Source organism: Providencia sp. PROV076 (assembly GCF_028483405.1).
GTDB lineage: Bacteria > Pseudomonadota > Gammaproteobacteria > Enterobacterales > Enterobacteriaceae > Providencia > Providencia huaxiensis.
Map to the genome: position 1 here is coordinate 276,513 of NZ_JAMPRR010000003.1, position 26,178 is coordinate 302,690.

At 41.3% G+C, this 26,178-nt stretch carries 24 protein-coding genes, 1 other RNA gene and 1 pseudogene; 19 read left to right on the plus strand and 7 right to left on the minus strand.

Features of this window, described 5'->3' with window-relative positions; all coding sequences use genetic code 11:
* The first annotated feature begins 182 nt into the window (after nt 1–182).
* The 6 genes from PSF67_RS03595 to acnB all read left to right on the plus strand — a co-directional run bounded on the left by PSF67_RS03595 (nt 183) and on the right by acnB (nt 6,061).
* Nucleotides 183–1,481 (plus strand): hypothetical protein, encoded by a 1,299-nt coding sequence (locus PSF67_RS03595; protein ID WP_272676535.1) that lies wholly within the window; start codon nt 183–185, stop codon nt 1,479–1,481.
* A gap of 29 nt (nt 1,482–1,510) precedes the next feature.
* On the plus strand, nt 1,511–1,735 hold the full coding sequence (locus PSF67_RS03600; RefSeq protein ID WP_004261965.1) for a hypothetical protein: 225 nt from the start codon (nt 1,511–1,513) through the stop codon (nt 1,733–1,735).
* Nucleotides 1,736–1,831: 96 nt separating this feature from the next.
* Nucleotides 1,832–2,179, plus strand: a complete 348-nt coding sequence (locus tag PSF67_RS03605; protein WP_102137412.1) for a DUF3969 family protein — start codon at nt 1,832–1,834, stop codon at nt 2,177–2,179.
* A gap of 74 nt (nt 2,180–2,253) precedes the next feature.
* A complete protein-coding gene (locus PSF67_RS03610; protein WP_272676536.1) occupies nt 2,254–2,538 on the plus strand; it encodes a hypothetical protein in 285 nt (94 codons plus the stop codon).
* Nucleotides 2,539–2,668: 130 nt separating this feature from the next.
* A complete protein-coding gene (locus PSF67_RS03615; protein ID WP_272676537.1) occupies nt 2,669–3,022 on the plus strand; it encodes a VOC family protein in 354 nt (117 codons plus the stop codon).
* 441 nt (nt 3,023–3,463) lie between these two features.
* Nucleotides 3,464–6,061, plus strand: coding sequence for a bifunctional aconitate hydratase 2/2-methylisocitrate dehydratase (gene acnB / locus PSF67_RS03620; protein WP_166267666.1), 2,598 nt, complete (start codon nt 3,464–3,466; stop codon nt 6,059–6,061).
* Nucleotides 6,062–6,123: 62 nt separating this feature from the next.
* Here the strand turns inward: acnB and PSF67_RS03625 are convergent.
* Nucleotides 6,124–6,267, minus strand: a pseudogene (locus PSF67_RS03625) (VOC family protein); the annotation flags it as partial.
* A 96-nt stretch (nt 6,268–6,363) separates the two neighbouring features.
* Here PSF67_RS03625 and PSF67_RS03630 point away from each other — a divergent pair.
* The 4 genes from PSF67_RS03630 to PSF67_RS03645 all read left to right on the plus strand — a co-directional run bounded on the left by PSF67_RS03630 (nt 6,364) and on the right by PSF67_RS03645 (nt 9,491).
* Nucleotides 6,364–6,729 (plus strand): YacL family protein, encoded by a 366-nt coding sequence (locus PSF67_RS03630; protein ID WP_102137416.1) that lies wholly within the window; start codon nt 6,364–6,366, stop codon nt 6,727–6,729.
* A 142-nt stretch (nt 6,730–6,871) separates the two neighbouring features.
* Complete coding sequence (gene mscS / locus PSF67_RS03635) at nt 6,872–7,744, plus strand: small-conductance mechanosensitive channel MscS (RefSeq protein WP_166267668.1); 873 nt, start codon at nt 6,872–6,874, stop codon at nt 7,742–7,744.
* 224 nt (nt 7,745–7,968) lie between these two features.
* A complete protein-coding gene (gene argO / locus PSF67_RS03640) occupies nt 7,969–8,604 on the plus strand; it encodes an arginine exporter ArgO (RefSeq protein WP_195697530.1) in 636 nt (211 codons plus the stop codon).
* Nucleotides 8,605–8,756: 152 nt separating this feature from the next.
* Nucleotides 8,757–9,491, plus strand: a complete 735-nt coding sequence (locus PSF67_RS03645) for an oxidative stress defense protein (protein WP_195697529.1) — start codon at nt 8,757–8,759, stop codon at nt 9,489–9,491.
* Here the strand turns inward: PSF67_RS03645 and PSF67_RS03650 are convergent.
* Nucleotides 9,488–10,399 carry a LysR family transcriptional regulator ArgP gene (locus PSF67_RS03650; protein WP_102137420.1) on the minus strand — a complete coding sequence of 304 codons (912 nt, stop codon included), beginning with the start codon at nt 10,397–10,399 and terminating at the stop codon, nt 9,488–9,490. The genes PSF67_RS03645 and PSF67_RS03650 overlap by 4 nt on opposite strands.
* Before the next feature lie 203 nt (nt 10,400–10,602).
* Here PSF67_RS03650 and rpiA point away from each other — a divergent pair, with 203 nt between their 5' ends.
* Nucleotides 10,603–11,265, plus strand: a complete 663-nt coding sequence (gene rpiA, locus PSF67_RS03655) for a ribose-5-phosphate isomerase RpiA (protein WP_272676538.1) — start codon at nt 10,603–10,605, stop codon at nt 11,263–11,265.
* 445 nt (nt 11,266–11,710) lie between these two features.
* The gene (gene serA / locus PSF67_RS03660; RefSeq protein WP_004261923.1) at nt 11,711–12,961 is read left to right on the plus strand and encodes a phosphoglycerate dehydrogenase; all 1,251 of its coding nucleotides are present in this window, start codon (nt 11,711–11,713) and stop codon (nt 12,959–12,961) included.
* Between the two features lie 38 nt (nt 12,962–12,999).
* On the opposite strand, the gene PSF67_RS03665 is transcribed toward serA, so the two are convergent.
* The 3 genes from PSF67_RS03665 to zapA form a co-directional block, all read right to left on the minus strand.
* Entirely contained in the window at nt 13,000–13,593 is a 594-nt protein-coding gene (locus PSF67_RS03665; RefSeq protein ID WP_166267676.1) for a 5-formyltetrahydrofolate cyclo-ligase, read from the minus strand.
* 120 nt (nt 13,594–13,713) lie between these two features.
* Nucleotides 13,714–13,895, minus strand: a non-coding RNA gene (gene ssrS, locus PSF67_RS03670) — 6S RNA.
* A gap of 111 nt (nt 13,896–14,006) precedes the next feature.
* Nucleotides 14,007–14,336, minus strand: coding sequence for a cell division protein ZapA (gene zapA, locus PSF67_RS03675; protein ID WP_102137423.1), 330 nt, complete (start codon nt 14,334–14,336; stop codon nt 14,007–14,009).
* A 139-nt stretch (nt 14,337–14,475) separates the two neighbouring features.
* On the opposite strand from zapA, the gene PSF67_RS03680 reads away from it, so the two are divergent.
* The 7 genes from PSF67_RS03680 (at nt 14,476) to gcvP (ending at nt 24,319) form a co-directional block, all read left to right on the plus strand.
* Nucleotides 14,476–15,054 (plus strand): YecA/YgfB family protein, encoded by a 579-nt coding sequence (locus PSF67_RS03680; protein WP_102137424.1) that lies wholly within the window; start codon nt 14,476–14,478, stop codon nt 15,052–15,054.
* 190 nt (nt 15,055–15,244) lie between these two features.
* Complete coding sequence (gene pepP, locus PSF67_RS03685; RefSeq protein ID WP_210843278.1) at nt 15,245–16,567, plus strand: Xaa-Pro aminopeptidase; 1,323 nt, start codon at nt 15,245–15,247, stop codon at nt 16,565–16,567.
* Between the two features lie 34 nt (nt 16,568–16,601).
* Nucleotides 16,602–17,780: a 2-octaprenyl-6-methoxyphenyl hydroxylase gene (ubiH, locus tag PSF67_RS03690; RefSeq protein WP_166267678.1), complete on the plus strand. Its 1,179-nt coding sequence runs from the start codon at nt 16,602–16,604 to the stop codon at nt 17,778–17,780.
* 26 nt (nt 17,781–17,806) lie between these two features.
* Complete coding sequence (gene ubiI / locus PSF67_RS03695) at nt 17,807–19,036, plus strand: FAD-dependent 2-octaprenylphenol hydroxylase (RefSeq protein WP_166267680.1); 1,230 nt, start codon at nt 17,807–17,809, stop codon at nt 19,034–19,036.
* Between the two features lie 513 nt (nt 19,037–19,549).
* Nucleotides 19,550–20,644 (plus strand): glycine cleavage system aminomethyltransferase GcvT, encoded by a 1,095-nt coding sequence (gene gcvT, locus PSF67_RS03700; protein ID WP_102137428.1) that lies wholly within the window; start codon nt 19,550–19,552, stop codon nt 20,642–20,644.
* A gap of 45 nt (nt 20,645–20,689) precedes the next feature.
* Nucleotides 20,690–21,082, plus strand: a complete 393-nt coding sequence (gene gcvH / locus PSF67_RS03705) for a glycine cleavage system protein GcvH (protein WP_036958523.1) — start codon at nt 20,690–20,692, stop codon at nt 21,080–21,082.
* A 360-nt stretch (nt 21,083–21,442) separates the two neighbouring features.
* Nucleotides 21,443–24,319, plus strand: a complete 2,877-nt coding sequence (gcvP, locus tag PSF67_RS03710; RefSeq protein WP_272676539.1) for an aminomethyl-transferring glycine dehydrogenase — start codon at nt 21,443–21,445, stop codon at nt 24,317–24,319.
* Between the two features lie 95 nt (nt 24,320–24,414).
* Here gcvP and PSF67_RS03715 read toward each other — a convergent pair whose 3' ends face one another.
* Together PSF67_RS03715 and PSF67_RS03720 are read right to left on the minus strand one after the other, a co-directional pair.
* Nucleotides 24,415–25,311: a YncE family protein gene (locus PSF67_RS03715; protein ID WP_272676540.1), complete on the minus strand. Its 897-nt coding sequence runs from the start codon at nt 25,309–25,311 to the stop codon at nt 24,415–24,417.
* A gap of 240 nt (nt 25,312–25,551) precedes the next feature.
* Nucleotides 25,552–26,172, minus strand: a complete 621-nt coding sequence (locus PSF67_RS03720; RefSeq protein WP_102137431.1) for an HD domain-containing protein — start codon at nt 26,170–26,172, stop codon at nt 25,552–25,554.
* Nucleotides 26,173–26,178: the final 6 nt, after the last annotated feature.

A 26,178-nucleotide genomic window follows, 5' to 3' on the forward strand; every position in this document is an offset into this window, starting at 1 on the left:
ATTAATCACATGCTTTTATCCAATTATTTATTAAAATCAATATTAATCATTTTATAAGTAATGTGTATTTAATTTTAAATAATAGAATGTTTATTAATAATAACAGTTAGTTGACTATAAAAATATTAAATTCTAATTTCTTTATTCTATTTTTTATTGATAACTAATAAGGAAGTTAGTTTATGGATGATGTGACACATCTAGGTACAATAACTGTATGGGGAAACAATCCAAGAGAACATCTTAATGATTATTTTAATAATTATGATAATGCTCATGAAGATATTGATTTAACTGGGAGGTATGAAAAATTAAAATGTATTTTACATGAAAATCTTTATGATAATATAAAACTAACTGACATTCATGATGATGTTAATAATCACAAAGTCGACATTTTTAAAAATCCTTCGATTAAAATTAAGGATAATTTAAAATCTAAACAAACATTAATTGAAAATGATTTAATTATATTGAGAAAGGATATTGCGGAGATTGAAAAATCGCCTGGCTGGAAATTTATCATTGATCCACAAAAATATCCATGTACGTACAAATGGCATTTTCAATCTTCAGACTCCTCAAAATTAAAAATTTCAGCAACCTTTAAATTTCGCACAATTGAAGATAGAGACAGGCTCCTCGCAGATGATTTTGACGATAATATACCGGGTATACCGAGGTTTCCTTTTGATAATATAGATCTATATATAGATGCGGTTAATAAGCGAGCTGACCGTGATGCTAGAAATCAATTGCTCGAAATTAAGAGACAACATAAAAATATTACGGATAAAATTCAGTTTAATGTAAATGAATTAAATAAGCTGAAAATAGCCCAAAGTAGTGTATTTGCCGTTCCCACACCGAATGTTCCTACATTACCTCATGGCGTTGGTTCAAATTCACAAGTAACACAAACAGCAGATAGCAGTATTGCAAAAGGTATCGAAAAGGCATTAGGTAATATTCGCGATGGCCTAGCGGAAACGTTTGATTGCTCTTTTGGCATGAGTTGCTCAAATGATTTAGATAAAACAGCAAAAAATCCAAATGTTGGGAAAGAGTTATCAAATTCAGATAAAGTAGAGGTAGGGGGCTCTGGGGCAGGAGGACCGGAGGGGTGGGAACCTGATGAGTTCTCTATAAAAAATAATGATCTTCCTTCTAAAGAAGAACTAAAGCAAGCAGCATCAGAAATCAATCGCAATGGTTTAACAAATGCTGGCAGATCGCTCCAAAAGCATGGGGGTAGGGAAGGATCTGCATACTCATATTCCAACCAAAAAGCTTCAGTATTGAATCAGGAAGCTAGAGCATTAATCGATGAAATATTAGATAATCCAAATGTAATAATAAGACCTAGAACTATTTATGAAAATAGGAAAAGAATTGAAGTGATTGATGCTAAATCACCTGATGGTCGGGTATTAAGATTTAGTATAGATGGTAAGAAATTTATTGGTTTTAGAGAGCCATAATGTTTGCAAATGATTGATGGGGGGATTTTATGTTGGAATACAGTGTTGGAAGTTCTTTAAGCCGAGATGATTTATATGCTGAGCTCTCTTTTAATGATGTTCAGTGGGGGGAAATTTCACTGTCTGAAGATAAGAAAGAGGTAAAAATTATTATTTATCCTGACTCGGATTTTTTAGAATTTAATTACAGTGAATTTTTATTATTGATAGAGAAAGCTAAAGATCATCTTTTACGTTTAGAACCTTTAGTTTAATTTCCGCATAAGCAGGTTGGTTCCTCCATTTTTAGCGTGGGGGAACCAAAGTGGCAGAGTCATTAATGTGAAAATTAAATGTGGTTGGAGTAAGAGGTGACTAGGCTTAATTATAGTATTAGTGATAAACAGACGAGCAAATTTATAAGCTTATTAACTTTAGGTGTATTAACTGCATTAGATAAAAATTTGATATCGATTGATGAGGCAGAAGGATTTGTTTTCAAACCTTATTTGGCTAAACTACTCGAACAAATGGGTTCAGATGAAAAATTAATAGGGATAATTAACCTAGGTTGCGAATTGGACGATGTTGAATGTTTAATTCCAGAACAGCTCCAAGCTAGTATTGAGGAATTAATACAGAAAACCATCACAGTAATTTCACAAAGTGAAGATTTTGGTCGGTTAATTGATAAAGAAATTAATATTATTGATGACTAACTAAATGTTTAGAAATATAAATTGAAACATTTGAAAAGAACATAAATGAAATTAAGAATGGTAAAGGTTAAAATATGAAAATAGAACTGAGTCTACTGGAAGAGGCTATAGTAGCCATTTTCAAAGAAATGAAAGTACAGGGAATGGATAATATAGACTTAGATGCAGATTTTTATTGGAATGTACCTTCTGAATCTATTTATGATATTTACAATGAGCCGGCTCAGTTAGATGTTGGGCAGTTAGAAGCTGATTATGAGATGTTATGTAAAGCTAAAGAAAATGAACTGCTCGTAAAATATAACTTAAAAAATATATCAGCCATTCTTCGTTATTTATCAGAAAAACACGCAAAATGATCTGACTTGATGATGCTCAAGGCGTAAGCAATCGCTGGTTTGGCCATTGTTTATACCTTATCTACATTTACTAACTTTCAATCATTGGTGTAAGCTAAAACAAAATAATACCTATTAATAAGAAAGCGCTATGGAACTAAAACCCACTGCAATTTTAATCCACGTACCCGATGTTCAAGCGGGTTTGGCTTGGTATCAGCAAGCTTTTCCACAAGCAAAGGCAGAATACTTGCCTGATTTTGATTTCACCTTATTACATGTCGGAGACTTCACGATAGAAGTGGTGCAAGCGGATGAAAAAGTTAGTGAGGGTAAAAAGGGAACGGTATTGTATTGGCAAGTCGATAATTTTGATTTGGCTTTTGAGCATTTCACTCAACTAGGGGCAAAACTGTACCGCGGGCCAATGTTAATAGATGGTAACAACCGAATGTGCCAACTTGAAGACCCGTTTGGCAATTTAATTGGTTTAAAAGGGCGGTAAAATCCATTAAAACCTTTAAAAGGATTAAAACCAATCGCAATGATTTACCTTATCAATTAGTAATATAAATAAAATTGCGATAAAAAATATAATTTGTGATAGCTGATGAAAAAAGGCACTAATTAGGGTGCTTTAAATTTTAAAATGCATTATAAAAAGTATGGTTTTTTCGGCGTTTTACGATGATTAATAGTATCTTAAGCTGAAAAATAACCAGTAATGAAGTGTTAAGGCGTAAAGTTAGTAGTTAAATGTTGCTTTCTTGTGAATGAATTAACATTACGTTTAAATTCTGCTATGCTGATCGCCCGAAGCTGGGCATAATTTTACCGCCATTGAGATTATGCGAGCAAATTCCTCTGACCTGGCACCGGATGATAATTTTGTCAGTATGGTGCAGACAGCCGGGTATACAAATTACAATGAAGCGAGGAGAACGTCGTGCTAGAAGAATACCGTAAGCACGTAGCCGAGCGTGCCGCTCAAGGGATTGTCCCTAAGCCATTAGATGCGTCACAAGTAGCTGCACTGGTAGAGTTACTCAAAAACCCACCCAAAGGTGAAGAAGATTTCCTGTTAGACCTGCTGACCAACCGCGTCCCCCCTGGTGTTGACGAAGCAGCGTACGTAAAAGCTGGATTTTTAGCCGCGATAGCTAAAGGCGAAACTTCCTCTTCTCTTATCTCCCCTGAAAAAGCCATTGAACTGCTAGGGACTATGCAGGGCGGATATAACATCCATGCACTAATTGAAGCGTTGGATGACGAAAAACTTGCGCCAATCGCCGCTAAAGCACTTTCCCACACCTTACTGATGTTTGATAACTTCTACGACGTAGAAGAAAAAGCGAAAGCGGGAAATGTTCACGCGAAACAAGTTATTGAATCATGGGCAAATGCCGAGTGGTTCAAAGAGCGCCCTGCGTTAGCTGAAAAAATGACCGTAACTGTGTTCAAAGTGACTGGTGAAACTAACACAGATGACTTATCGCCAGCTCCTGATGCATGGTCACGTCCAGATATCCCATTACACGCATTAGCAATGCTGAAAAACGCACGCGATGGTATTGAACCAGACGATGCGGGTAATGTTGGCCCAATCAAGCAAATTGATGCGCTGAATAAGAAAGGTTTCCCACTAGCTTACGTGGGTGACGTTGTCGGTACTGGTTCTTCTCGTAAATCAGCGACTAACTCCGTGCTATGGTTTATGGGTGACGATATCCCATTTGTGCCAAATAAACGTGGCGGTGGGGTAGTATTGGGCGGCAAAATTGCACCCATCTTCTTTAATACAATGGAAGATGCGGGCGCATTACCAATTGAAGTGGACGTTTCTAAACTGAATATGGGGGATGTGATTGACATCTATCCATTTAAAGGTGAAGTGCGTAACCATGAAACGGGTGAGCTACTCGAAACATTCGAATTAAAAACAGATGTACTGATTGACGAAGTCCGTGCGGGTGGTCGTATTCCACTGATTATCGGCCGTGGTTTAACCAGCAAAGCACGTGAATCTCTGGGCTTAGAAGCAACAGATGTATTCCGTCACGCGAAATCCGTTGCACAAAGCAACCGTGGTTTCTCATTAGCACAAAAAATGGTTGGTCGTGCTTGCGGTCGCCCAGGTATTCGCCCTGGTGAATACTGTGAGCCAAAAATGACCTCTGTAGGTTCACAAGATACAACTGGCCCAATGACCCGTGATGAGCTGAAAGACTTGGCTTGTCTTGGTTTCTCTGCAGATTTGGTTATGCAGTCATTCTGCCACACTGCTGCGTATCCAAAGCCTGTTGACGTCACAACGCACCATACCTTACCTGATTTCATCATGAACCGTGGTGGTGTTTCTCTGCGTCCAGGCGATGGTATTATTCACTCTTGGTTAAACCGTATGCTATTACCTGATACCGTCGGTACAGGTGGTGACTCACATACGCGCTTCCCAATTGGTATTTCATTCCCTGCGGGTTCTGGTTTGGTCGCATTTGCTGCAGCAACAGGGGTAATGCCTCTGGATATGCCTGAGTCAGTACTGGTTCGCTTTAAAGGTGAAATGCAGCCGGGTATCACATTACGTGACCTTGTTCATGCAATCCCACTGTATGCAATCAAAGATGGTTTACTGACCGTAGAGAAAAAAGGTAAGAAAAACATTTTCTCTGGCCGTATCTTAGAAATCGAAGGTTTGCCTGAGCTGAAAGTTGAACAAGCGTTTGAATTAGCGGATGCGTCAGCAGAGCGTTCAGCAGCGGGTTGTACTATCAAATTAGATAAAGCGCCAATTATCGAATACCTGCAATCGAATATCGTTCTATTAAAATGGATGATAGCAGAAGGCTATGGTGATCGTCGTACTATTGAACGCCGTATCAAAGGGATGGAAAACTGGTTAGCGGATCCACAACTGCTAGAAGGTGATGCAGATGCGGAATACGCAGCAGTAATTGAAATTGACCTGAATGATATCAAAGAGCCAATTCTGTGTGCACCAAACGACCCAGATGACGCTCGTTTATTGTCTGATGTTCAAAACGAGAAAATTGATGAAGTCTTCATCGGTTCTTGTATGACAAACATTGGCCACTTCCGTGCAGCAGGTAAGTTATTGGATTCCCACAAAGGCCAATTACCAACGCGTTTATGGGTTGCGCCACCAACTAAGATGGACGCAGCACAATTAACTGAAGAAGGTTACTACAGCGTCTTTGGTAAGAGTGGTGCGCGTATTGAAGTTCCAGGGTGTTCACTGTGTATGGGTAACCAAGCACGTGTAGCTGATGGAGCGACGGTCGTTTCCACTTCAACGCGTAACTTCCCGAACCGTTTAGGGACAGGTGCGAATGTTTACCTCGCATCAGCAGAACTGGCAGCGGTAGCCTCTTTATTAGGTCGTTTACCAACACCAGCAGAGTATCTGCAATTTATGGATAAGGTCGATGAAACAGCAGCGGATACCTACCGTTACTTGAACTTTGACCAGTTATCACAATATACCGAAAAAGCGGATGGCGTGATTTTCCAAACAGCCGTGTAACAAGGTAATATTAATCATGGAGGCTCCTAATGTTAGGGGCCTTTTTTAATTGGGTGTATTCGCTAAATATATTCAGAAATTTCGATTAAATTTAAATCGACATCATGTAAGTAAATAGATCTAATTCCTCCAGTAGCACCAGTCCGATTCACCGGCCCTTCGATAATTTTTATACCTTGTTGTTCAATATGCTTTTGCACGTCATTACTCAATTTTATTTTTTCTGTTGGTAATACCTCTCAACAAAGCAGTTTGACTCGCGTTATACTAGCGTCAATAACGCAAGAGTAGAGGGACTGCATATGGACTACCAATTTTTCCAAGATATCACCGGAGCTATCTCCGCTAAATTCTCGATGGATCATGAGGCTATTGGATATTGGCTTAATGAAGAGGTCAAAAATGACCTTAGTCTGTTAGATGCTATTGAAGAAAATTACGAAAAAATCAAAGGCAGTGAAAAACAATGGGAGCTTATTGGCCACGAATATACATTGTTGCTTGATGATGAAGAAGTGATGATCCGCGCCAACCAATTATCATTTGAAACTGAAGGGTTGGAAGAAGGAATGAGTTATTATGATAATGAAAGTGTTGCATTTTGCGGCACTGATGACTTCTTATTAATGCTAAAGGATTATCGAATTTTTGTTATAGAAAATAGATAGAATAATTTTATTTAGTGATTTGTTTTGTGTTTTAATAAATCATCGCTATTATTTGCAATGTACGGCCAGCCATTAAACGTTTTTTTAAAGATTTACTGGTTGGGGTTAATATTGATAATTGGATCCTAAAGGGTATATATATATGAATACTGATGATGTTACAGGCGCGTTGAATGATGCAACGAATTGGTTTGTGGCAAACCAAGATCTGTTAGTTCAGTATGCTGTGAATATCGTGTCTGCAATTGTTATCTTGATTGTCGGGATGATGATTGCAAAATGGGTTGGGCGTGGTTTACATCGCGTGATGACCATGAAAGGTATTGATTCAACAGTCAGTGACTTTTTATCAGCGATAGCACGTTATACCATTGTTGCATTCACCTTCATTGCGGTATTAGGGAAAATTGGCGTACAAACTGCTTCTGTGATCGCGGTAATGGGTGCGGCCGGTTTAGCTGTTGGCTTAGCATTACAAAACTCGCTGGGTAACTTTGCGGCAGGTGTGTTGCTGGTGGTATTTAGGCCACTAAAAGCGGGGGAGTATGTTTCAATCGGTGCTGTTGAAGGCACAGTGCAAAATGTACAAATATTTTCAACGACGTTAAGAACCGCAGATGACCGTATTATTGTTATTCCTAATGGGAAGATAATTGCTGATAACATCATTAATACCAGTCGTGAACCTAATCGCCGTCAAGATATTATTGTGGGTGTTGCTTATGATTCTGATATTGATGTGGTGAAAAAAGTATTAGGTGATATCGTCGCTGCGGATAGCCGTATTCAGCATGCTAAAGGCGTCACTATCCGTTTACATGATATGGCTCCATCATCATTAAATTATTTAGTGCGTTTTTGGACCACTAATGGTGATGCATGGCCTGTATATTGGGATTTGCTAGAAGAGTTTAAGCGCGCTCTGGACAAACATAATATTGGTATCCCATTCCCACAAATGGATGTTCATGTTCATAAGCAAAATGCGCCTATCAAGCAAGATGCTGCAGAGTAATATTTAGAAAGTCATATTCAGCAGTTTCACTGAAAATAAGAGCCTGTCTTCGATGGGCTCTTATTCATTTCTCACTCCTATATTTCCACCCCGATATTTTTCTTACCGATGCATTTTTGGTTATAAGTGATACTTATGACCTATTAGACTTAATCATTTCCACTAATAACTTTTTATCGCTAATATTCATGCATATTAATTGAATAAAAAATTGGAATTAATACATGTTTTCGATCTATTTACAGGGTGCGCTATTAGGTGCTGCAATGATATTACCTTTAGGACCACAGAACGCATTTGTCTTACAGCAAGGAAGCCGAAAGCAGTTTCATTTAATGAGTGCATTATTATGCGCTTTAAGTGATACCGTTTTAATTATCGCAGGTGTGTTTGGTGGCAGTGCTTTACTCAGCCAGTCTGAAATATTAATGCAATTGATCACGTGGGCTGGCGTAGCATTTCTTATGTGGTATGGCTATGGTGCGTTTCGTACAGCGCTCAGCCCTGATGAGGTCATACTTCAAACGGAAAGCCGGGCTATCACAAGGTGGAAAGTGATTGTTACACTGTTTGCCGTCACTTGGCTGAATCCTCATGTTTATTTAGACACCTTTGTGGTTCTAGGTAGTGTCGGTGGACAGTTAGAAAACCAGTTACGACCTTGGTTTACGGCTGGAGCACTAACGGCGTCATTTGTGTGGTTCTTTGCATTGGCGATACTTGCTGCTTGGTTTTCACCCGTGTTAAATAAACCGCGTTCACAGCGCATTATTAACATTTTCGTGGGGAGTGTGATGTGGTTTATTGCATTTCAACTTGCGATACAGGGGCTTAAGGGACTCGGTTTGATTTCTCAATAACAATATATCTTCAACAGACAAGCAATAAAGTTCAATTTCTCATTATTCTGACTGTACTTTTTGTTTCATGTGTTACTGTTAAATTGAGCTCAGGGATAGTTTATTACCAATTATCCCTTTTTTAGCGATAAATAATTTTCTTGGGAGGTTCTGTGAAATTAAAATCTTTAGTTTTAGCTGCGATGGTAGCAGGTGCTGCGGTTCCTACCATGTCTTTGGCTGATCCGTTACCCAATGGCCCACACATTACAACTTCGGGTAATGCAATAGTGAAAGCGACTCCAGATATGGCGACGCTGAACATTCTTGTGACAGTCACTGCAAAAGATGCGGCAGCTGCGAAAGCTGGCGTCGATAAGAGAGTTGCAGAGTATTTTGAGTTTCTTAAGAAAAATGGCATTGAAAAAGAAGATATCAACGCGGCAAATGTGCGAACTCAGCCTAAATATGATTACAGTAGCGTGAAGCAAAAATCAACCATCGAAGGCTACACGGCAACACGTTCTGTTGAAGTGGAAGTGAAGAAATTAGACCAACTTAATGTCTTGTTAGATGGTGCTTTAGCCGCAGGTCTCAATGAAATCAACTCAGTACAGTTTGGTGTGGCTAACCCGCAACAGTATCGTGATGAAGCACGGTCTCAAGCGATTAAAAATGCGACAGAACAAGCCAATATCTTAGCAAAAGGCTTTAATGTCCAGTTAGGTCCTGTGTATAGCATTAACTATAATGCGCCAGCTGCGGTGCCATACCCAATGGCTGCAAGAAATTATGGTGGGGCGATGAAAGCCTCTGTTGCTCAAGACCTCAAGATTGATGAGACCTACGAACAACAGAGTATTGATTTTAATGACCAAGTCGATGTGGTATTTGAATTAAAACGCTAGCTTTTTGCGGGTTCATCTTCTTGTTTTAACATCTGGCGCCCCGTTTTTAATAGGGCGTCAGTCACATTTTTCATTGTACGGCTTTCAGGTGCGAAGCGGTGCCAGTAAAGCATCCGTCGCTGACATAACCCCGGGGTTAAATCAACCAATTCACCATTCGCTAATTCACTGGCTATCTGCAAATGTGGGATCATACAGCAGGTAGAACCTTGTTTCGCTAACTGCACAAAGGCTTCCGAGGAGTTCACGATATGGCATGGAACACTGCCCGGTGACAAACCAAAGTTTTGTTGTACGAAGGCTTGGTGCATATCGTCTAGATGGTCGAAAGCAACCGCAGGTGCTTTTAATAACGAAGAACGAGTCACACCATCAGGGAAGTATTTTGCCGCAAAGCCAGGTGACGCAACAAAAATATAGTCCAGTGCGCCAAGTTTATCGACTAAACAACCCGGTAAGGCTTGGGGTTGAATACTGATAGCGCCGACCACCTCGCCGCGTCTTAAACGTTCTTGAGTCCGAGTTTCATCTTCAACCTGAATGTTTAGCCGAATAGGGCTATTGCCTAATACAGGGTTTAGAGCAGGAAGAAACCAAGTTGCCAAGCTGTCAGCGTTGACGGCAAGTGAGAGTAACAACGGGGTTGAGCCACTATTTTCATCACCTAACCATTGCTCTTCTAATAATTCAACTTGATGAAGCAGTGCTAGCAGTTTTTGCCCTTGTTCAGTTGGGTGCGGCGGAACGGTACGCACAAGTAGTGGTTGCCCAAACAGGTTTTCTAACTGCTTTATACGTTGTGACACAGCAGATTGCGTGATGCAGAGCTTTTGAGCCGCACGCTCAAAGCCGCGTTCACGGATAACGGCATCCAGTGCTTGTAATGCGCGATAGTCAGGGCGCTTCATCAAAAAAATCTCCTTGTTGTTATTCTACCAAGCACTATGCCATATTTTTACACGCAACACTTAAAAATATTATTGTTGTGGCGTAAATCCCAAGAACCGTGACATAAATACAGCGAACAAAGCTGCAACTTATTGGGTGTCCGGTATATACTAGTTATTAATAACCTTAATCACGACTCAATTAAATCTTAAAAGGCATGAGTATGACTCAGGACGAATTAAAAAAAGCGGTAGGTTGGGCAGCACTTGATTACGTAAAACCGGGCACTATTGTTGGTGTTGGAACGGGTTCAACGGCTTCACAATTCATTGATGCATTAGCCACAATGAAAGGCCAAATAGAAGGTGCGGTATCAAGCTCAGAAGCATCAACTCAAAAATTAAAATCACTGGGTATTACAGTATTTGATTGTAATGAAGTGGATTCATTAGATGTTTATGTTGATGGCGCTGATGAAGTTGACCACCATATGAATATGATCAAAGGCGGTGGTGCGGCTTTAACACGTGAAAAAATTGTTTCCGCAATTGCAAAAACCTTTGTCTGTATCGTTGACCAATCTAAGTTAGTTGATGTACTAGGTAAATTCCCACTGCCTGTTGAAGTGATCCCAATGGCGCGTAGCTATGTGGCACGTGAATTGGTTAAACTGGGTGGTACGCCAGAGTACCGTCAAAATGTGATTACAGACAACGGCAATGTGATTTTAGATGTCCATAATTTAAATATCGTTGACCCTGTGGCATTAGAAAATACGATTAATGGGATTGCGGGGGTTGTGACCGTTGGGTTATTCGCCAATCGCGGTGCTGATGTTGTATTGATGGGGACTGCAAACGAAGGCGTTAAAACCATCAAGTTATAATCTATATCATATTTAATTATTCCAATAAGCCAGTGGAGTTATACCCGCTGGTTTTTTTGTTTTACTGGTATTTTGTCATTAGTCTATGATTTGATAGAAGCTAAATTAATTAACCAGTTTTATAAATATCATCAATTTGAAATTTATTTTATTTTTTTTAATGTCTGGCTATTTTGGTGATATATCTCACACAAATAGGTATTGTACAGGAAAAATCCTTATTTTGTGTTACCACCCCTGATTTTCTACCATTTTACTTCTTTTTCTTCGCGCTTTTTAGCATCCATTAAGCAAACGGTTGTATTGCTACTGCGCTATTTTTTGCTATGTTGGTATACGCTTCATAGCTCAAGGTAGATGGATGTTATCTCTCTTGAGCTATGTTAGGCAAACACATAGGTTCATCTGTTATAAATCTTAAGTACGTTCACGATAGGGTAGGGAAATGGTTAAGGTATCTTTGCAAAAAGACAAAATTAAATTTTTACTGCTAGAAGGTGTGCACCAAAGTGCGGTTGATAACTTAAAAGCCGCGGGCTACACCAACATTGAATATCACAAAAGTGCGTTATCCGACGAAGAATTAAAAGAAGCGATTAAAGATGCACGTTTTGTAGGTATCCGTTCCCGTACTCATCTTACTGAAGAAATTTTCGCTGCAGCAGAAAAACTCGTTGCAGTGGGTTGCTTTTGTATTGGCACCAACCAAGTTGATTTAGATGCTGCGGCAAAACGCGGTATCCCTGTATTTAACGCACCATTTTCAAATACACGTTCCGTTGCAGAAATGGTATTAGGCCAATTATTACTTTTACTACGTCGTATTCCTGAAGCCAATATGCAAGCACACCGCGGTATTTGGGAAAAACAAGCTAAAGGCTGTTTTGAAGCGCGTGGTAAGCGTCTTGGGATTGTTGGATATGGCCACATTGGTACTCAGTTAGGGATCTTAGCTGAAGGTATCGGTATGAATGTTTTCTTCTATGATATTGAAAACAAACTGCCTTTAGGTAATGCAACTCAAGTTCGTTCTTTAACTGAACTTCTGAACATGAGCGATGTGGTTAGCTTACATGTGCCTGAAACCCCAAGTACGAAGAATATGTTTGCTAAAGAACAATTCGACCGTATGAAGCCTGGCTCTATATTCATTAACGCATCACGTGGAACAGTCGTGGATATCCCTTCACTGGCAGCCGCGTTGGAAAGCAAGCATTTATCAGGTGCTGCGGTGGATGTATTCCCAAGTGAACCCGCTGCGAACAATGACCCTAATGACCCATTTATCTCTGAATTGATTAAGTTCGACAATGTGATTTTAACACCGCACATTGGGGGCTCGACAGAAGAAGCTCAAGAAAATATTGGGTTAGAAGTGGCAAGTAAACTGGCTAAGTATTCAGATAATGGTTCAACATTATCTGCGGTTAACTTCCCTGAAGTTTCTTTGCCAGTGCATACTGAAGATACCAACCGTTTCTTGCATATTCATGAAAACCGTCCAGGTATTTTGAATAGCATCAACCAAGTCTTCACGGAAAATAACATTAACGTTGTCGGCCAGTACTTACGTACATCAGGCAACGTAGGTTATGTGGTTATTGATGTATTAATGCAAACGCCAAACCAAACAGATGAAGCACTCCAGAAATTAAAAGATTTACCTGGAACCATTCGTGCGCGTTTACTGTTCTAAGTTACGCTAAAAAGTGTGTGAAATGATGGCGCGGGTGTTTATGACCAGCGCCATATTTTTTGCGGCGTAATAATTTCGGGTAAAGGAATATCCCAATGAGCTATAGGGAGTTTTTCTACTTGCTGGCAATTATGGGCAAGGCCAATGGGATAAAACCCGGTTTGTTGCCAATTAGCAAGCGTTCTATCATAAAACCCACCTCCCATCCCTAACCGTTGCCCTTGAGTATCAAATGCCACTAATGGGATAAGCATGATATCCAATTTTTCGAGTGGTAGCACATCTCTGACATCAAGCGGTGGCTCATCAATATTAAATCGATTTTTAACGAGTTGGCTATCGGGGCGATAGTGAAGAAACAATAAATGGTGGCGACTAAAGGGGTGCAAAACAGGGAGATAGACTTGTTTACCTTCAGCCCAGAGCGCATGAATGAGTGGCCTTGTGTCAATTTCGCCATCAAAAGAAAGAAACAAAGCAATAGTGTTGGCTTGTGCAATTTTTGGGTGGCTTAATGCATTATGCATGAGTTGTTCCGCTGCGTCATATTGCTGCTGAGCGCTTAATTGACGACGTGCTTGACGGATTGTTTGACGTACCTGCTGGCGTTGGGTCGAGAGGGAGTCTTGCATGTGATAACCTGTTGTATATGCGATAAAAAACAGTTAACCAAGAAAGTAAATTACTTAAAGTATATCGCAAGATGAGAGGTTATGTAGGAAACAAATGAAAAATAAGCAGGAACTTAATTGGGGGTCTCCAAGATGCCGTTGTAGGCTGTAACCCTTGAACCCTTGGTTCAAGGTGAACGCAGTTTAGCAACCTTTAGGCTTCCTGAGCGAATCAGGCATGCTCACCAGCGCCATAACCACATTCTGTTTAGTTGAAATATCGGCTCAGGGGACTCGCCCACTCACGCGCATCTCAGAGAAATTTGGTTTGAGAACTTATCGTTACTCAGTGATTTCATTGTACGAAACTAGATTTAAAATGCAACCTTAATTTTGTATATTTTTTTCTACTAGTGTCTGATTAATAAGCAGATTTACTCTAGGGGCAATACCTGCCTCTCAGTAATTTTCACCTGATCGTGCAACGCTTGTTCGATTGTGAGCTGCAACATTTTTATTTTCTCTTCCATATTATAAGCATAATCACGCGTTTTTGTCTTTTCTTGTGCTAATTCGTGACAGACGTTCAATGCTACAATAAAAATAAGTTGTTCCGTGTTGGTCACACCGCTTCTATCTTTCAGATTTTGCAAGCGTTGTTCTAATTCTTTAGCCGACTCAAGAAGGGCTTCTTTTTGTTCTGCTGGGCAATTGACTCGCATTGAGCGCCCGAAAATCTGGATGTCGACAGGTTGTGCGGACATTATACCTCCATACTGAATAATACTCGCCGTAAATACATCATATTTGGCGCAATTAATAGATAAGACAAAAGCATACTGGTCTAGCGGCTATCCTTGATGGTAGCATATCACGAATCATAAGCTAACATGACGAATTCAGATGTCTATACAAAAATCTTTACCAAACTATGAATCACTGGACAAATTACTGCAACAGCACTCAATCGCACTTACTGCTGCGGAGATCCATGGTCTAATAACTGGGTTGATCTGTGGCGGGGGCCGTGACCATAGCTGGCAAACGTTGGTCCATGACCTTGCTAACGATGGCTTAGCGTTTCCACAAACGGTTTCGCAGCCACTGCGAGAGCTCTTCGATACCACATTCGAAGCACTTGATGACAGCGAATTTGCATTTACTATGCTATTTCCTGACGAAGACGCTTCTGTTTTTGACCATGCTGATGCGCTAGCTGGCTGGGTAAATCACTTTTTATTAGGTGTCGGGGTTACACAACCGAAACTGGCTGATAAAAAAGAGATAAGCGAAGTTATCACAGATTTACGCAATATTGGTATGCTTGGTTATGACGAAGACGAAGACCAAGAAGAACTTGAGCAAGCGTTAGAAGAAGTGGTTGAGTATGTCAGGGTGGCGGTGCAATTATGTTACATTGCGTTGATTGAGCCGACTAAAGGCCCAACAGCCGTGGAAAATGATAAACCGGTTCTTCATTAATTTCTATTAATGTGAGTTTTCAAAGCACTTAACTTTATCAATCAATATTTTATTATTGATAAATTAAGTGCTTGAAAGCGTGATGTATCCAGATTTAAGTCATTTCGCCAGTGTATGTTGCTATGTGATTGGTTAAACACAAGCAATATATTCAGCAATCTAATTATTCTGATAATAAGGCAAAAACGGTATGAATAAACAGGAATTTATTTCTCGTCGCAATGCATTATTGGCTCAAATGCAATCAGGCAGTGCAGCAATTATTTTCTCTGCGCCGCCAGCGCAACGTAATGCGGATTGCGAATACCCATATCGTCAACACAGCGATTTTCTTTATTTAACGGGGTTTAGTGAGCCAGAAGCTGTATTAGTCCTGATTAAAAGCGATGAGAAACATAGCCATACTGTTCTTTTTAACCGTGTCCGTGATTTAACTGCTGAGATTTGGTTTGGTCGCCGCCTTGGGCAAGACGCCGCACCTGAAAAATTAGGTGTTGATAAAGCGTTACCTTTCAATGAAATAGAAGAGCAACTTTATCAATTACTAAATGGCCTCGACGTGGTTTATCATGCACAAGGTGAGTTTGCCTATGCCGATAAATTGGTATTTGATGCCTTAGATATTCTACGTAAAGGTAGCCGTCGTAACTTACGAGCGCCACAAACATTGGTCGATTGGCGGCCGATTGTCCATGAAATGCGTTTATTTAAGTCGGAAGAAGAAATTAATACCCTGCGTATGGCTGGGCGAATTTCTGCTCTAGCACACGTCAGAGCTATGGAAACTTGCCGACCGAATATGTATGAATACCAACTTTGTGGTGAGTTAGAACATGAATTTACTCGCCATGGTGCACGTTTTCCTTCGTACAACTCCATTGTAGGTAGTGGTGAAAATGCCTGTATTTTGCATTACACCGAAAATGAGAGCCTAATGAAGGATGGCGAATTAGTCTTAATTGATGCGGGTGCAGAGTTTGAAGGTTATGCAGGGGATATCACACGGACTTTCCCTGTTAATGGCAAATTTAGCCAAGCACAACGAGAAATTTACGATATCGTCCTTAAGGCGTTAAATACCGCGTTAGCGCTATATCGTCCGGGAACCAGTATCCATGAAGTGACTCGTGAAATTGTTCGTATCAAAACTGAAGGCCTGGTCGCACTTGGAATTTTACAAGGCGATGTGGATCAATTGATCGAAAACAAAGCATATCATCCATTCTTTATGCATGGTTTAAGTCATTGGTTAGGGTTAGATGTACATGACGTAGGTTTTTACGGCACAGACCGAGACCGTATACTTGAAGTGGGGATGGTATTAACTGTCGAGCCTGGTTTATATATTGCTCCAGATGCAGATGTGCCGCCACAATATCGCGGTATTGGTGTACGTATCGAAGATGATATTGTGATCACCGAAAACGGAAATGAAAACTTAACGGATTTAGTCGTGAAAGACCCTGATGAAATTGAAGCTCTAATGGCGGCTGCAACGCACAATTTAGGGTAGATATCAGTCATCATAGAAAGGTAATAAACAACGCATGAATGTGATCATCGTGGGGGGCGGTATGGCGGGTGCAACATTAGCACTGGCGATATCATCCCTTAGCCAAGGAAAATTATCGGTTTCACTAATCGAGGCCGCTTTGCCTGATGGCAAACATCCGGGATTCGACGCACGTGCGATTGCGTTAGCCCACGGTACTTGCCAGTCATTAGCAAAAATAGGCGTTTGGTCCGCTTTAGCGGATTGCGTGACCCCCATTAATCATGTTCATGTGTCTGATAGAGGCCATGCTGGTTTTGTGAATATCGCTGCCGATGATTATCATATCGATGCTCTAGGCAATGTTATTGAACTACACGAAGCGGGCGCCCGTCTGTTTTCATTGTTACGTAAAGCGCCCGGAGTCACTCTTTATTGCCCTGCAAAAGTAGAAAATGTTCATCGTGAACAAGATGCCGTTACGGTCACCTTGGATAATGGAGATAAGGTGACAGGAGAATTACTGATTGCTGCGGATGGCAGCCATTCTGCGATTGGCAAAGCCTGCCATATGCAATGGCAACAGGACGATTATGGGCAAGTGGCCATTATTGCCAATGTGAAAACTGCCATTGACCCAAAAGGCCAAGCCTTTGAGCGCTTTACTGAATTCGGTCCTTTGGCATTATTACCCATGTCACAAGGGCGCAGTTCTTTAGTATGGTGCCATCATCAGGAGCAGGCCGAAGACATCAATGCGTGGGATGATGAAACATTTATTAGTAAGTTACAGCAAGCGTTCGGCTGGCGGCTAGGCGAAATCGTCATGGCCGGTAAGCGTCATTGTTATCCGCTGGTATTACGTAAAGCGCTTAACCCAGTTAGTCACCGAGTCGTGTTAGTGGGGAACGCTGCTCAGACCCTGCATCCTATTGCGGGGCAAGGCTTTAATTTAGGTATCCGTGACGTGATGCAATTGGCTCATATTGTGGTAGAGGCAAACGCGAAGGGGCAAGATATCGGTCGTTATTCGCTACTAAGCCAATACCAGCAAGCTCGGGTACAAGATAGAGACAAAACGGTTACGATAACCGACGGTTTGGTTCGTTTATTTGCGAATCGCTGTTTACCGCTTATTGTCGGGCGTAACTTAGGTTTAATGGCAATGGAAATGTTGCCACCAGCTCGTGATGTTTTGGCTCGCCAAACATTGGGCTGGGTTGCACACCAATAACCACGAAATAAAGAGGAATAAAAAATATGCAATCATTTGATGTGGTTATCGCCGGTGGTGGTATGGTTGGGTTAGCGCTCGCTTGTGGGCTTGAGGGGAGTGGGCTACGTGTTGCGGTCATTGAAAATCATCCACCGCAGGTGCCATTCAGTGCAGCAGAGCCACATGCATTAAGGGTATCTGCCATTAATGCGGCAAGTGAGAAGTTACTGACCCACTTAGGTGTATGGTCAACCATTAAAGGAATGCGAGCTTCTGCTTATAATGGCATGGAAGTTTGGGATAACGACAGTTTTGGGCGAATTACGTTTACTGCTCAAGAACGTAACCTAACGCATTTAGGGCATATTGTTGAGAACAATGTTGTACGTGATGCCCTATGGCAAAAAGCATCGCAACTTCGCGATGTGACATTATTAGCCCCCGCAACGATTAAAAAAGTGGTGTGGGGGGAAAACGATGTTTTCATTACATTAGATGATGAAAACATGTTAACAGCGCGGTTAATTGTGGGGGCTGACGGGGCAAACTCGTGGTTGCGTAGCCATGCAGATATCCCATTAACCTTTTGGGATTATGAACATACCGCGTTAGTTGCTACGATCCGAACTGAAAAACCTCACGAAGGCGTTGCTCGCCAAGCTTTTGATGGCGAAAGTATTTTGGCATTTTTACCATTAAGTGACCCACATCTTTGTTCGATTGTCTGGTCTCAACCGGCTACTGAAGCAGCAAGGCGCAAGTCTTTAGAACCTGCTGATTTTAATAAAGAACTGGCGGTTTCGCTTGATGTTCACCTTGGCCTTTGCCAAGTTGAAAGTGACCGATTAACTATTCCTCTTACGGGGCGCTATGCAAGGCAATTTGCGGCTCAACGTTTAGCGCTGTTAGGGGATGCGGCACATACCATCCATCCATTAGCAGGCCAAGGGGTTAACCTTGGGTTTATGGATGTCGCCATGCTAATCGGTGAAATTAAACGTTTGCACCGTGAAGGTAAAGATTTTGGTCAATATTTATACTTGCGTGATTACGAGCGCAGCCGTAAACACAGTGCAGCACTGATGTTAGCGGGTATGCAAGGGTTCCGTGAGTTGTTTGATGGTAATAACCCTGCGAAGAAATTGCTCCGTGATATTGGGCTTGTCTTAGCGGACAGTTTGCCGGGGGTTAAACCGCAATTATTAAACCATGCGATGGGGCTATTTGATATGCCTAAGTGGTTGGAACAGTTACAAGTCGAAGACACCCTCTAAATCCTTTTCTCAAAAGGCACAGTTCATAAAATTGTGCCTTTTTCTTATATCAAAATACAGAGCGTCATTATTGAACTCTGCATAAAAATAATTCTTATTATTACGTTTTAGTATAAAAAGCGGAACTTTCCCTTTCCTTCATGACTGAAAAAAACTAATTACATTCATTTTTCGCATTAGTTTTATTTATATTGCTGTGATGGGTTTTATTGGCAGAGCTATCATTCAAATTCTGTTTTTGGTTATATTTTGCGCCATTTGACCCTGTATGTAAGGATTTTGAGTGATCATTCTCAATTATTTAACAAAAAGCGCTGGTAAAATCAGAGCGCAATCAGTAATACAGAGGAATGGTAGCCCTATTTTTTTTTATAGGATAGAACAGCAAACAGTGGTAGGTTTTTAAAAAGTTATCGTTTGCGTTGGGTTAAAATTACCAAGGTATTTTGTTGTAGATGGGTAATTTTCACCACGCAATCACCCTGTCATATTAATAATGTAAAGAGGGTATTCATGGTAAAGCAAACAACACTATATGATGAACATATAGCCTGCGGTGCAAAAATGGTCGATTTTCATGGTTGGATGATGCCGTTGCATTATGGTTCACAGATCAATGAACATAATTTTGTCAGAACCGAAGCAGGGATGTTTGATGTTTCCCATATGACTATTGTCGATTTACACGGCGAAGGCTGTCGTGACTTTCTGCGTTACCTTCTCGCCAACGATATCAATAAACTCACAGAACAAGGTAAAGCTTTATATACAGGTATGCTGAATGCTTCTGGTGGTGTTATTGATGACCTGATTGTGTATTACTTTGCTGATGACTTTTATCGCCTCGTTGTAAACTCAGCAACACGTGATAAAGACCTAGCTTGGATTGAACAGCATGCTAAAGGTTATGCGGTTGAAATTCGTGTCCGCGATGATTTAGCGTTACTGGCTGTTCAAGGGCCGCAAGCTCCAGAAAAGGTTCATTCGTTACTCAGTTCGGAACAAAACAGCGCCATCGAAGGAATGAAACCCTTTTATGGTGTTCAAACTGGGGATTTATTCATTGCAACCACTGGGTATACGGGTGAAAAAGGTTATGAAATTGCCATGCCTAAAGAGCAAGTCATTGAATTTTGGCATAAGTTGCTCAAGGCAGGGGTTCACCCAGCGGGCTTAGGGGCACGGGATACTTTGCGCCTTGAAGCTGGTATGAACCTATATGGGCAAGATATGGATGAAACAATCTCGCCATTAGCCGCGAATATGGGATGGACGGTAGCTTGGAAACCCGAAGATCGCCAATTTATTGGCCGTGAAGCATTGGAAAAATTACGCGAACAAGGTACTGAAAAACTTGTCGGTATTGTGATGCGTGAAAAAGGTATACTGCGTGCAGGGCAAGTTGTCCGCTTTACTGATGAACTGGGGAAACTACAAGAAGGGGTGATAACCAGTGGCTCTTTCTCGCCAACCCTAGGTTTTAGTATTGCGTTAGCGCGTGTCCCGAACGGAATTCAAGACAAAGCAATTGTTGAAATCAGACAAAGAGAAATGCCAGTTGAAGTCGTTAAACCGGGCTTTGTCCGTGAAGGTAACTGCTTAGTGTAATTTGGGCGAATCTAATTAATAAATTTAAAAATTGAGAGGCTAGTGATGAGCAATACACCTAAAGAATTAATGTACACCCGTGAACATGAGTGGCTGCGCGATGAAGGTAATGGTGAATTTACAGTTGGTATCACCGAACATGCGCAAGAGACGTTGGGTGACATGGTGTTTGTTGATTTACCCGAAGTGGGTACTGCGGTAAGTGCAGGCGATGACGTTGCAGTCGTCGAATCAGTTAAAGCGGCATCCGATATTTACGCACCACTGAGTGGCGAAATTGTGGCGGTTAATAGCGAGTTGAATGACGCACCAGAGCTCGTGAATGAACAACCGTATCAAGAAGGTTGGATTTTCCGTATTAAGGCGTCGGATACCGCAGAGCTGGCGGATTTGATTGATGCGGCGGGGTATACTTCTATGATCGAAGCCGAAGAATAGTTTATTCGTCATATTTTGTGTTGTGGCGGTGTTGGCTTCGCTCTCTCGCCCTAGTCACATACTGATGTATGCTCCTAGGGTCTCATTTGCTTGCCGCCTAGCCACAACCTCGTCATATTTCATCTTGTGGCGGTGTTGGCTTCGCTCATTCGCCCTAGTCACAAGATGAACTATTTAGAGGGTTGAACAAATATAATTAGTAAGAAACAAGAAACAAGAAACAAGAAACAAGAAACAAGAAACAAGAAACAAGAAACAAGAAACAAGAAACAATATCATTGATTTTAAGCGTTATCTCGCAAGTTCCGTAATAGCCGCCCTACAACTTATGCATAGCAGACAAAGGATGGGAACACAGATATGTCGATGTCACTGAGTCAATTAGAAAACCGTTCAGAATTCATTTCGCGCCACATTGGTTCATCAGAACAACAATTAAAAACCATGTTAGACACCGTGGGTGCAACGTCATTAGATACCTTGATGGACAAAATTGTCCCCAAAGCCATTTTGCTTGCAGAACCGCCAAGAGTGGGTGGTGGAGCAACTGAGCAAGAAGCTTTAGCTGAATTAAAAGCGATAGCATCACTCAATAAGCGCTACAAAAGCTATATTGGTATGGGCTATGCACCCGCAGTGCTTCCGCCAGTTATCTTGCGCAATTTATTAGAAAACCCGGGTTGGTATACCGCTTATACGCCATATCAACCGGAGGTGTCTCAAGGCCGTTTAGAATCATTATTGAATTTTCAACAGGTCACTATCGACCTTACCGGCTTAGACCTCGCTTCTGCGTCGTTATTGGATGAAGCTACTGCGGCAGCGGAAGCCATGGCGATGGCAAAACGGATCAGCAAACTGAAAGATGCAGAACGCTTCTTTGTTGCAGATGATGTTCATCCGCAAACCCTAGATGTTGTTCGCACACGTGCGGGGACTTTTGGTTTTGAAGTGATTGTGGATAGCGCAGAGAAAGCACTGGAACACGAAGGCGTTTTCGGTGTGCTACTTCAACAGGTCGGTACGACAGGTAACGTCCATGATTACAGTTCACTATTTGCTCAGCTAAAAGAGCGCAAAATTGTCAGCTGCGTTGCTGCAGATATGATGGCTCTTGTGCTGTTAGCTGCTCCGGGTAAGCAGGGCGCTGACATTGTATTCGGCTCAGCTCAACGTTTTGGTGTACCAATGGGCTACGGTGGCCCACATGCAGCATTCTTTGCTTGTCGTGATGAGTTTAAGCGGGCGATGCCGGGACGTCTGATTGGCGTTTCACGGGATGCGGCAGGTAATACCGCGCTGCGTATGGCGATGCAAACTCGTGAGCAACATATTCGTCGCGAAAAAGCGAACTCGAATATTTGTACATCCCAAGTGTTGTTAGCCAATATTGCCGCCATGTATGCGGTTTACCATGGGCCAAAAGGGCTGAAAATGATCGCTGAGCGTATCCATCGCTTCAGCTCTATTTTTGCCAAAGCATTAGCAGACGCAGGGGTTACTTCACGTCATAAAACCTGGTTTGATACATTATGTATTGAAGTGGCAGACAAAACAGCGGTGCTAGCACGTGCTGAGAAAGCTAAAGTGAATTTACGCACTGATATTCGTGGTGCAGTTGGCGTGACGTTTAGTGAAATCACGACTCGCCAAGATTTAAATGAATTATTTGCGGTGATCACAGGTATTGAAGCTAAGTTGGATTTTGAAAAACTAGACCAATCGGTTTCAGCGACAGAGCAAGCGATCCCAAGCACTATGTTACGTAATGATGAAATTTTAGCGCATCCAAATTTTCACCGTTACCATAGTGAAACCGAAATGATGCGCTATATGCATAGTTTAGAGCGCAAAGATTTAGCCTTAAATCAAGCGATGATCCCACTGGGTTCTTGTACGATGAAGCTCAATGCGGCAGCGGAAATGATCCCAATTACGTGGCCTGAATTTGGCGAGTTACACCCATTCTGCCCACCTGAGCAGGCTCAAGGTTATCACCAAATGATAGAGCAGCTTTCTCATTGGTTAGTGCAATTGACCGGTTATGATGCGGTTTGTATGCAACCTAACTCAGGAGCACAAGGTGAATATGCAGGTTTGTTGGCTATTCGTCGTTATCATGAAAGTCGCAATGAAGGGGAACGAAATATTTGTTTGATCCCGGCTTCTGCTCACGGTACCAACCCGGCCTCTGCGCATATGGCAGGTATGGAAGTGGTGGTAGTGCGTTGTGATGATGAAGGTAATATCGATTTAGCGGATTTACGTGAAAAAGCTCAGCAACATAGCGAAGCACTTTCTTGTGTGATGGTAACTTACCCATCGACACATGGGGTATATGAAGAAAGTATTCGTGAAGTGTGTGAAATTATTCACCAATATGGTGGCCAAGTATACCTTGACGGCGCAAATATGAATGCTCAGGTTGGGTTAACAACGCCGGGCTTTATTGGTGCGGATGTTTCTCACCTGAATTTACATAAAACGTTCTGTATCCCTCACGGCGGTGGTGGCCCAGGTATGGGGCCTATTGGTGTGAAAAAACACTTGGCACCGTTCGTACCGGGGCATTCTGTGGTTGAGCAAGAAATGTTAACCGACCAAGGTGCGGTATCTGCGGCTCCATTTGGTAGTGCATCAATTTTGCCAATTAGCTGGATGTATATTCGTATGATGGGCTCTTATGGTTTACGTAAAGCTAGCCAAGTGGCTATTTTAAATGCGAACTATATTGCTAAGCGTCTTTCTGGTCGTTATGACATTTTATATACAGGGCAAGACGGTTATGTGGCTCACGAATGTATTGTTGACTTGCGCCCAATTAAGAAAGACACCGGTATTAGTGAGCTCGACATTGCTAAGCGTTTAATTGATTATGGTTTCCATGCGCCAACCATGTCTTTCCCTGTCGCAGGGACATTAATGATTGAGCCGACTGAGTCTGAAAGTATGACGGAAATTGACCGTTTTATTGATGCGATGTTAGCTATACGCGATGAAATTGACCAAGTAGTGAAAGGCCAATGGACACTCGAAGATAACCCTCTCGTGAATTCGCCTCATGTGCAAACAGAGTTAGCCGGGGAGTGGCCACATCGTTATAGCCGTGAGCTTGCCGTGTTCCCGACAGCACAAACGAAAGCGAATAAATACTGGCCAGCGGTTAAACGCCTTGATGATGTGTATGGCGACCGCCATTTACACTGCTCGTGCGTACCGATTGAAGATTATATGTAGGAATAAATCACGCTTTTCATTAAATAGTGTGAATTAACTGTTTTTAGGCTTGATTTCGGTAGTTTACTGAAATCAAGCCTTTATTATGGGTATCTCTAGCCCGAATATTGTGAAATACCCGTGTAATTTTTACCTTGATATAGTTTTTCCACTTCGCCTGTTTCCATAACGGCTTGGTAAACACCCCCATTAAGGTCGGCGATATACATTAGTTGTGCTGATTTATCATATGTGAGCCCAATCGCCTCTTTAAAACCACGGCTTATTACTTTGTAATGGCTCAATCCATCAGAAGCAATATTGGCACAATTTAAGCTATTGCCATCGGGCTCAGCGCCTCTATCTGTCCAATATAAAATATGGGTTTCTTCATCAAGCAATAAATCAATAGGCTCGGGTAGGTCTTGAAGGAGCAATTGAATATCAGTGCGTTGATTGGCTGGTTGCTGGGTTTTAGGTGTTAATGGTGCCCTAAAAGTACGGCCTAAATTGCCTTTAGCGGTGCCTTTTTGTGTCCAGTAGAGCCAGTTATTTGCAACATCAACAGTAATACCAACGCACTGGTCTAATATATCTACGTTATTGTGTTTATCTCGAGGCCTTACTACATGGATTAATAAATCAGAACCATCGACATGACATGATGAAACCATACCGCCTTCACGGTCACACCAATATAATCGTTGATTCACTAAATCAAGGTGTAATTGTTTTGGCGTTCTTACTTTTCCATTGCCTAATAGCATTTTTCTGCCTGTGCCATCAAAATTCATCACATTGATGGAGCCATCGTCAGCGTCATAATCATCCCCCATATTGCTCCAATAAATTAATCGATTAGTAGGATCAATGGCAATGCCGTCAGGAGTTCCACCGAGTCCTTCGATAATTGGGATTGTTTGATGTGTTGATTTATTGAATTGAATTATTGCGGGTGAATGGACATCTAGTAGCAAAAGGTAAGGGGTTGAATATTCATTGAATTTTTGCATTTTAAACCTCTCAGGCAAATGTTCAATGATAAAGATAGGAGTGATATTAATAATTAGCAAGTTATTAATATTGATATTTCTTTATTAGTCGAGATTAATAATTATATATAGAATATAAAGTAGTTTATTATTTAAATTAAAATAATGAATTAGTGAAAAGTATATCTTGTCACGGACAATATAAATTAGATGAGTGTAACACGTTAAATAAAGCGGCTTTTCAGCCGCTTTTGGCTAAAATTACAACAACCAACCTTTTTGTTGGGCGAGTTCTAACTGTAATTTTAACTGCTGATAAAATTCAGGCAGAATTTGCTCGATATAATCACACTTACTGAGTACTTGCTCAAGGCGGATATTATTTTCAACCCAACTTTGTCCTTGATTGTGCAAGTTCATTAGCATTGGCATCGCTCGGTCAATGGCATTTGCATAGACAGACTCTGGCGTTTCTAATGCATCGTACTCATTCCACAATGCTAAAAGGGTTTCAGCTTGTGGGCTAGGCAACAAGTTAAAGATACGGTTAGCGGCTTTAACTTCTTCTTCATGAATAGCATCACGAGCTGCATTATCAAAGACCAATACATCACCTGCGTCAATTTCAACAATGTCATGCACAAGGGCAAGCTTTATCGCATGTTCGATATTAATGCCTTGCACATAAGGTGCAAAACTCATTGCTGCAACCGCAAATTGCCAACTGTGCTCTGCCGTATTTTCTTGGCGTTCACGGTTCAATAACTTATTTTTACGATAAACGCTTTTGAGTTTATCTAATTCCATTAAAAATTGGACGACTTCGGTAAAAGCCCCAAAATTAACCACCTCTACGGGCTTGCTACCTAATGCAGATGACATAAAAAC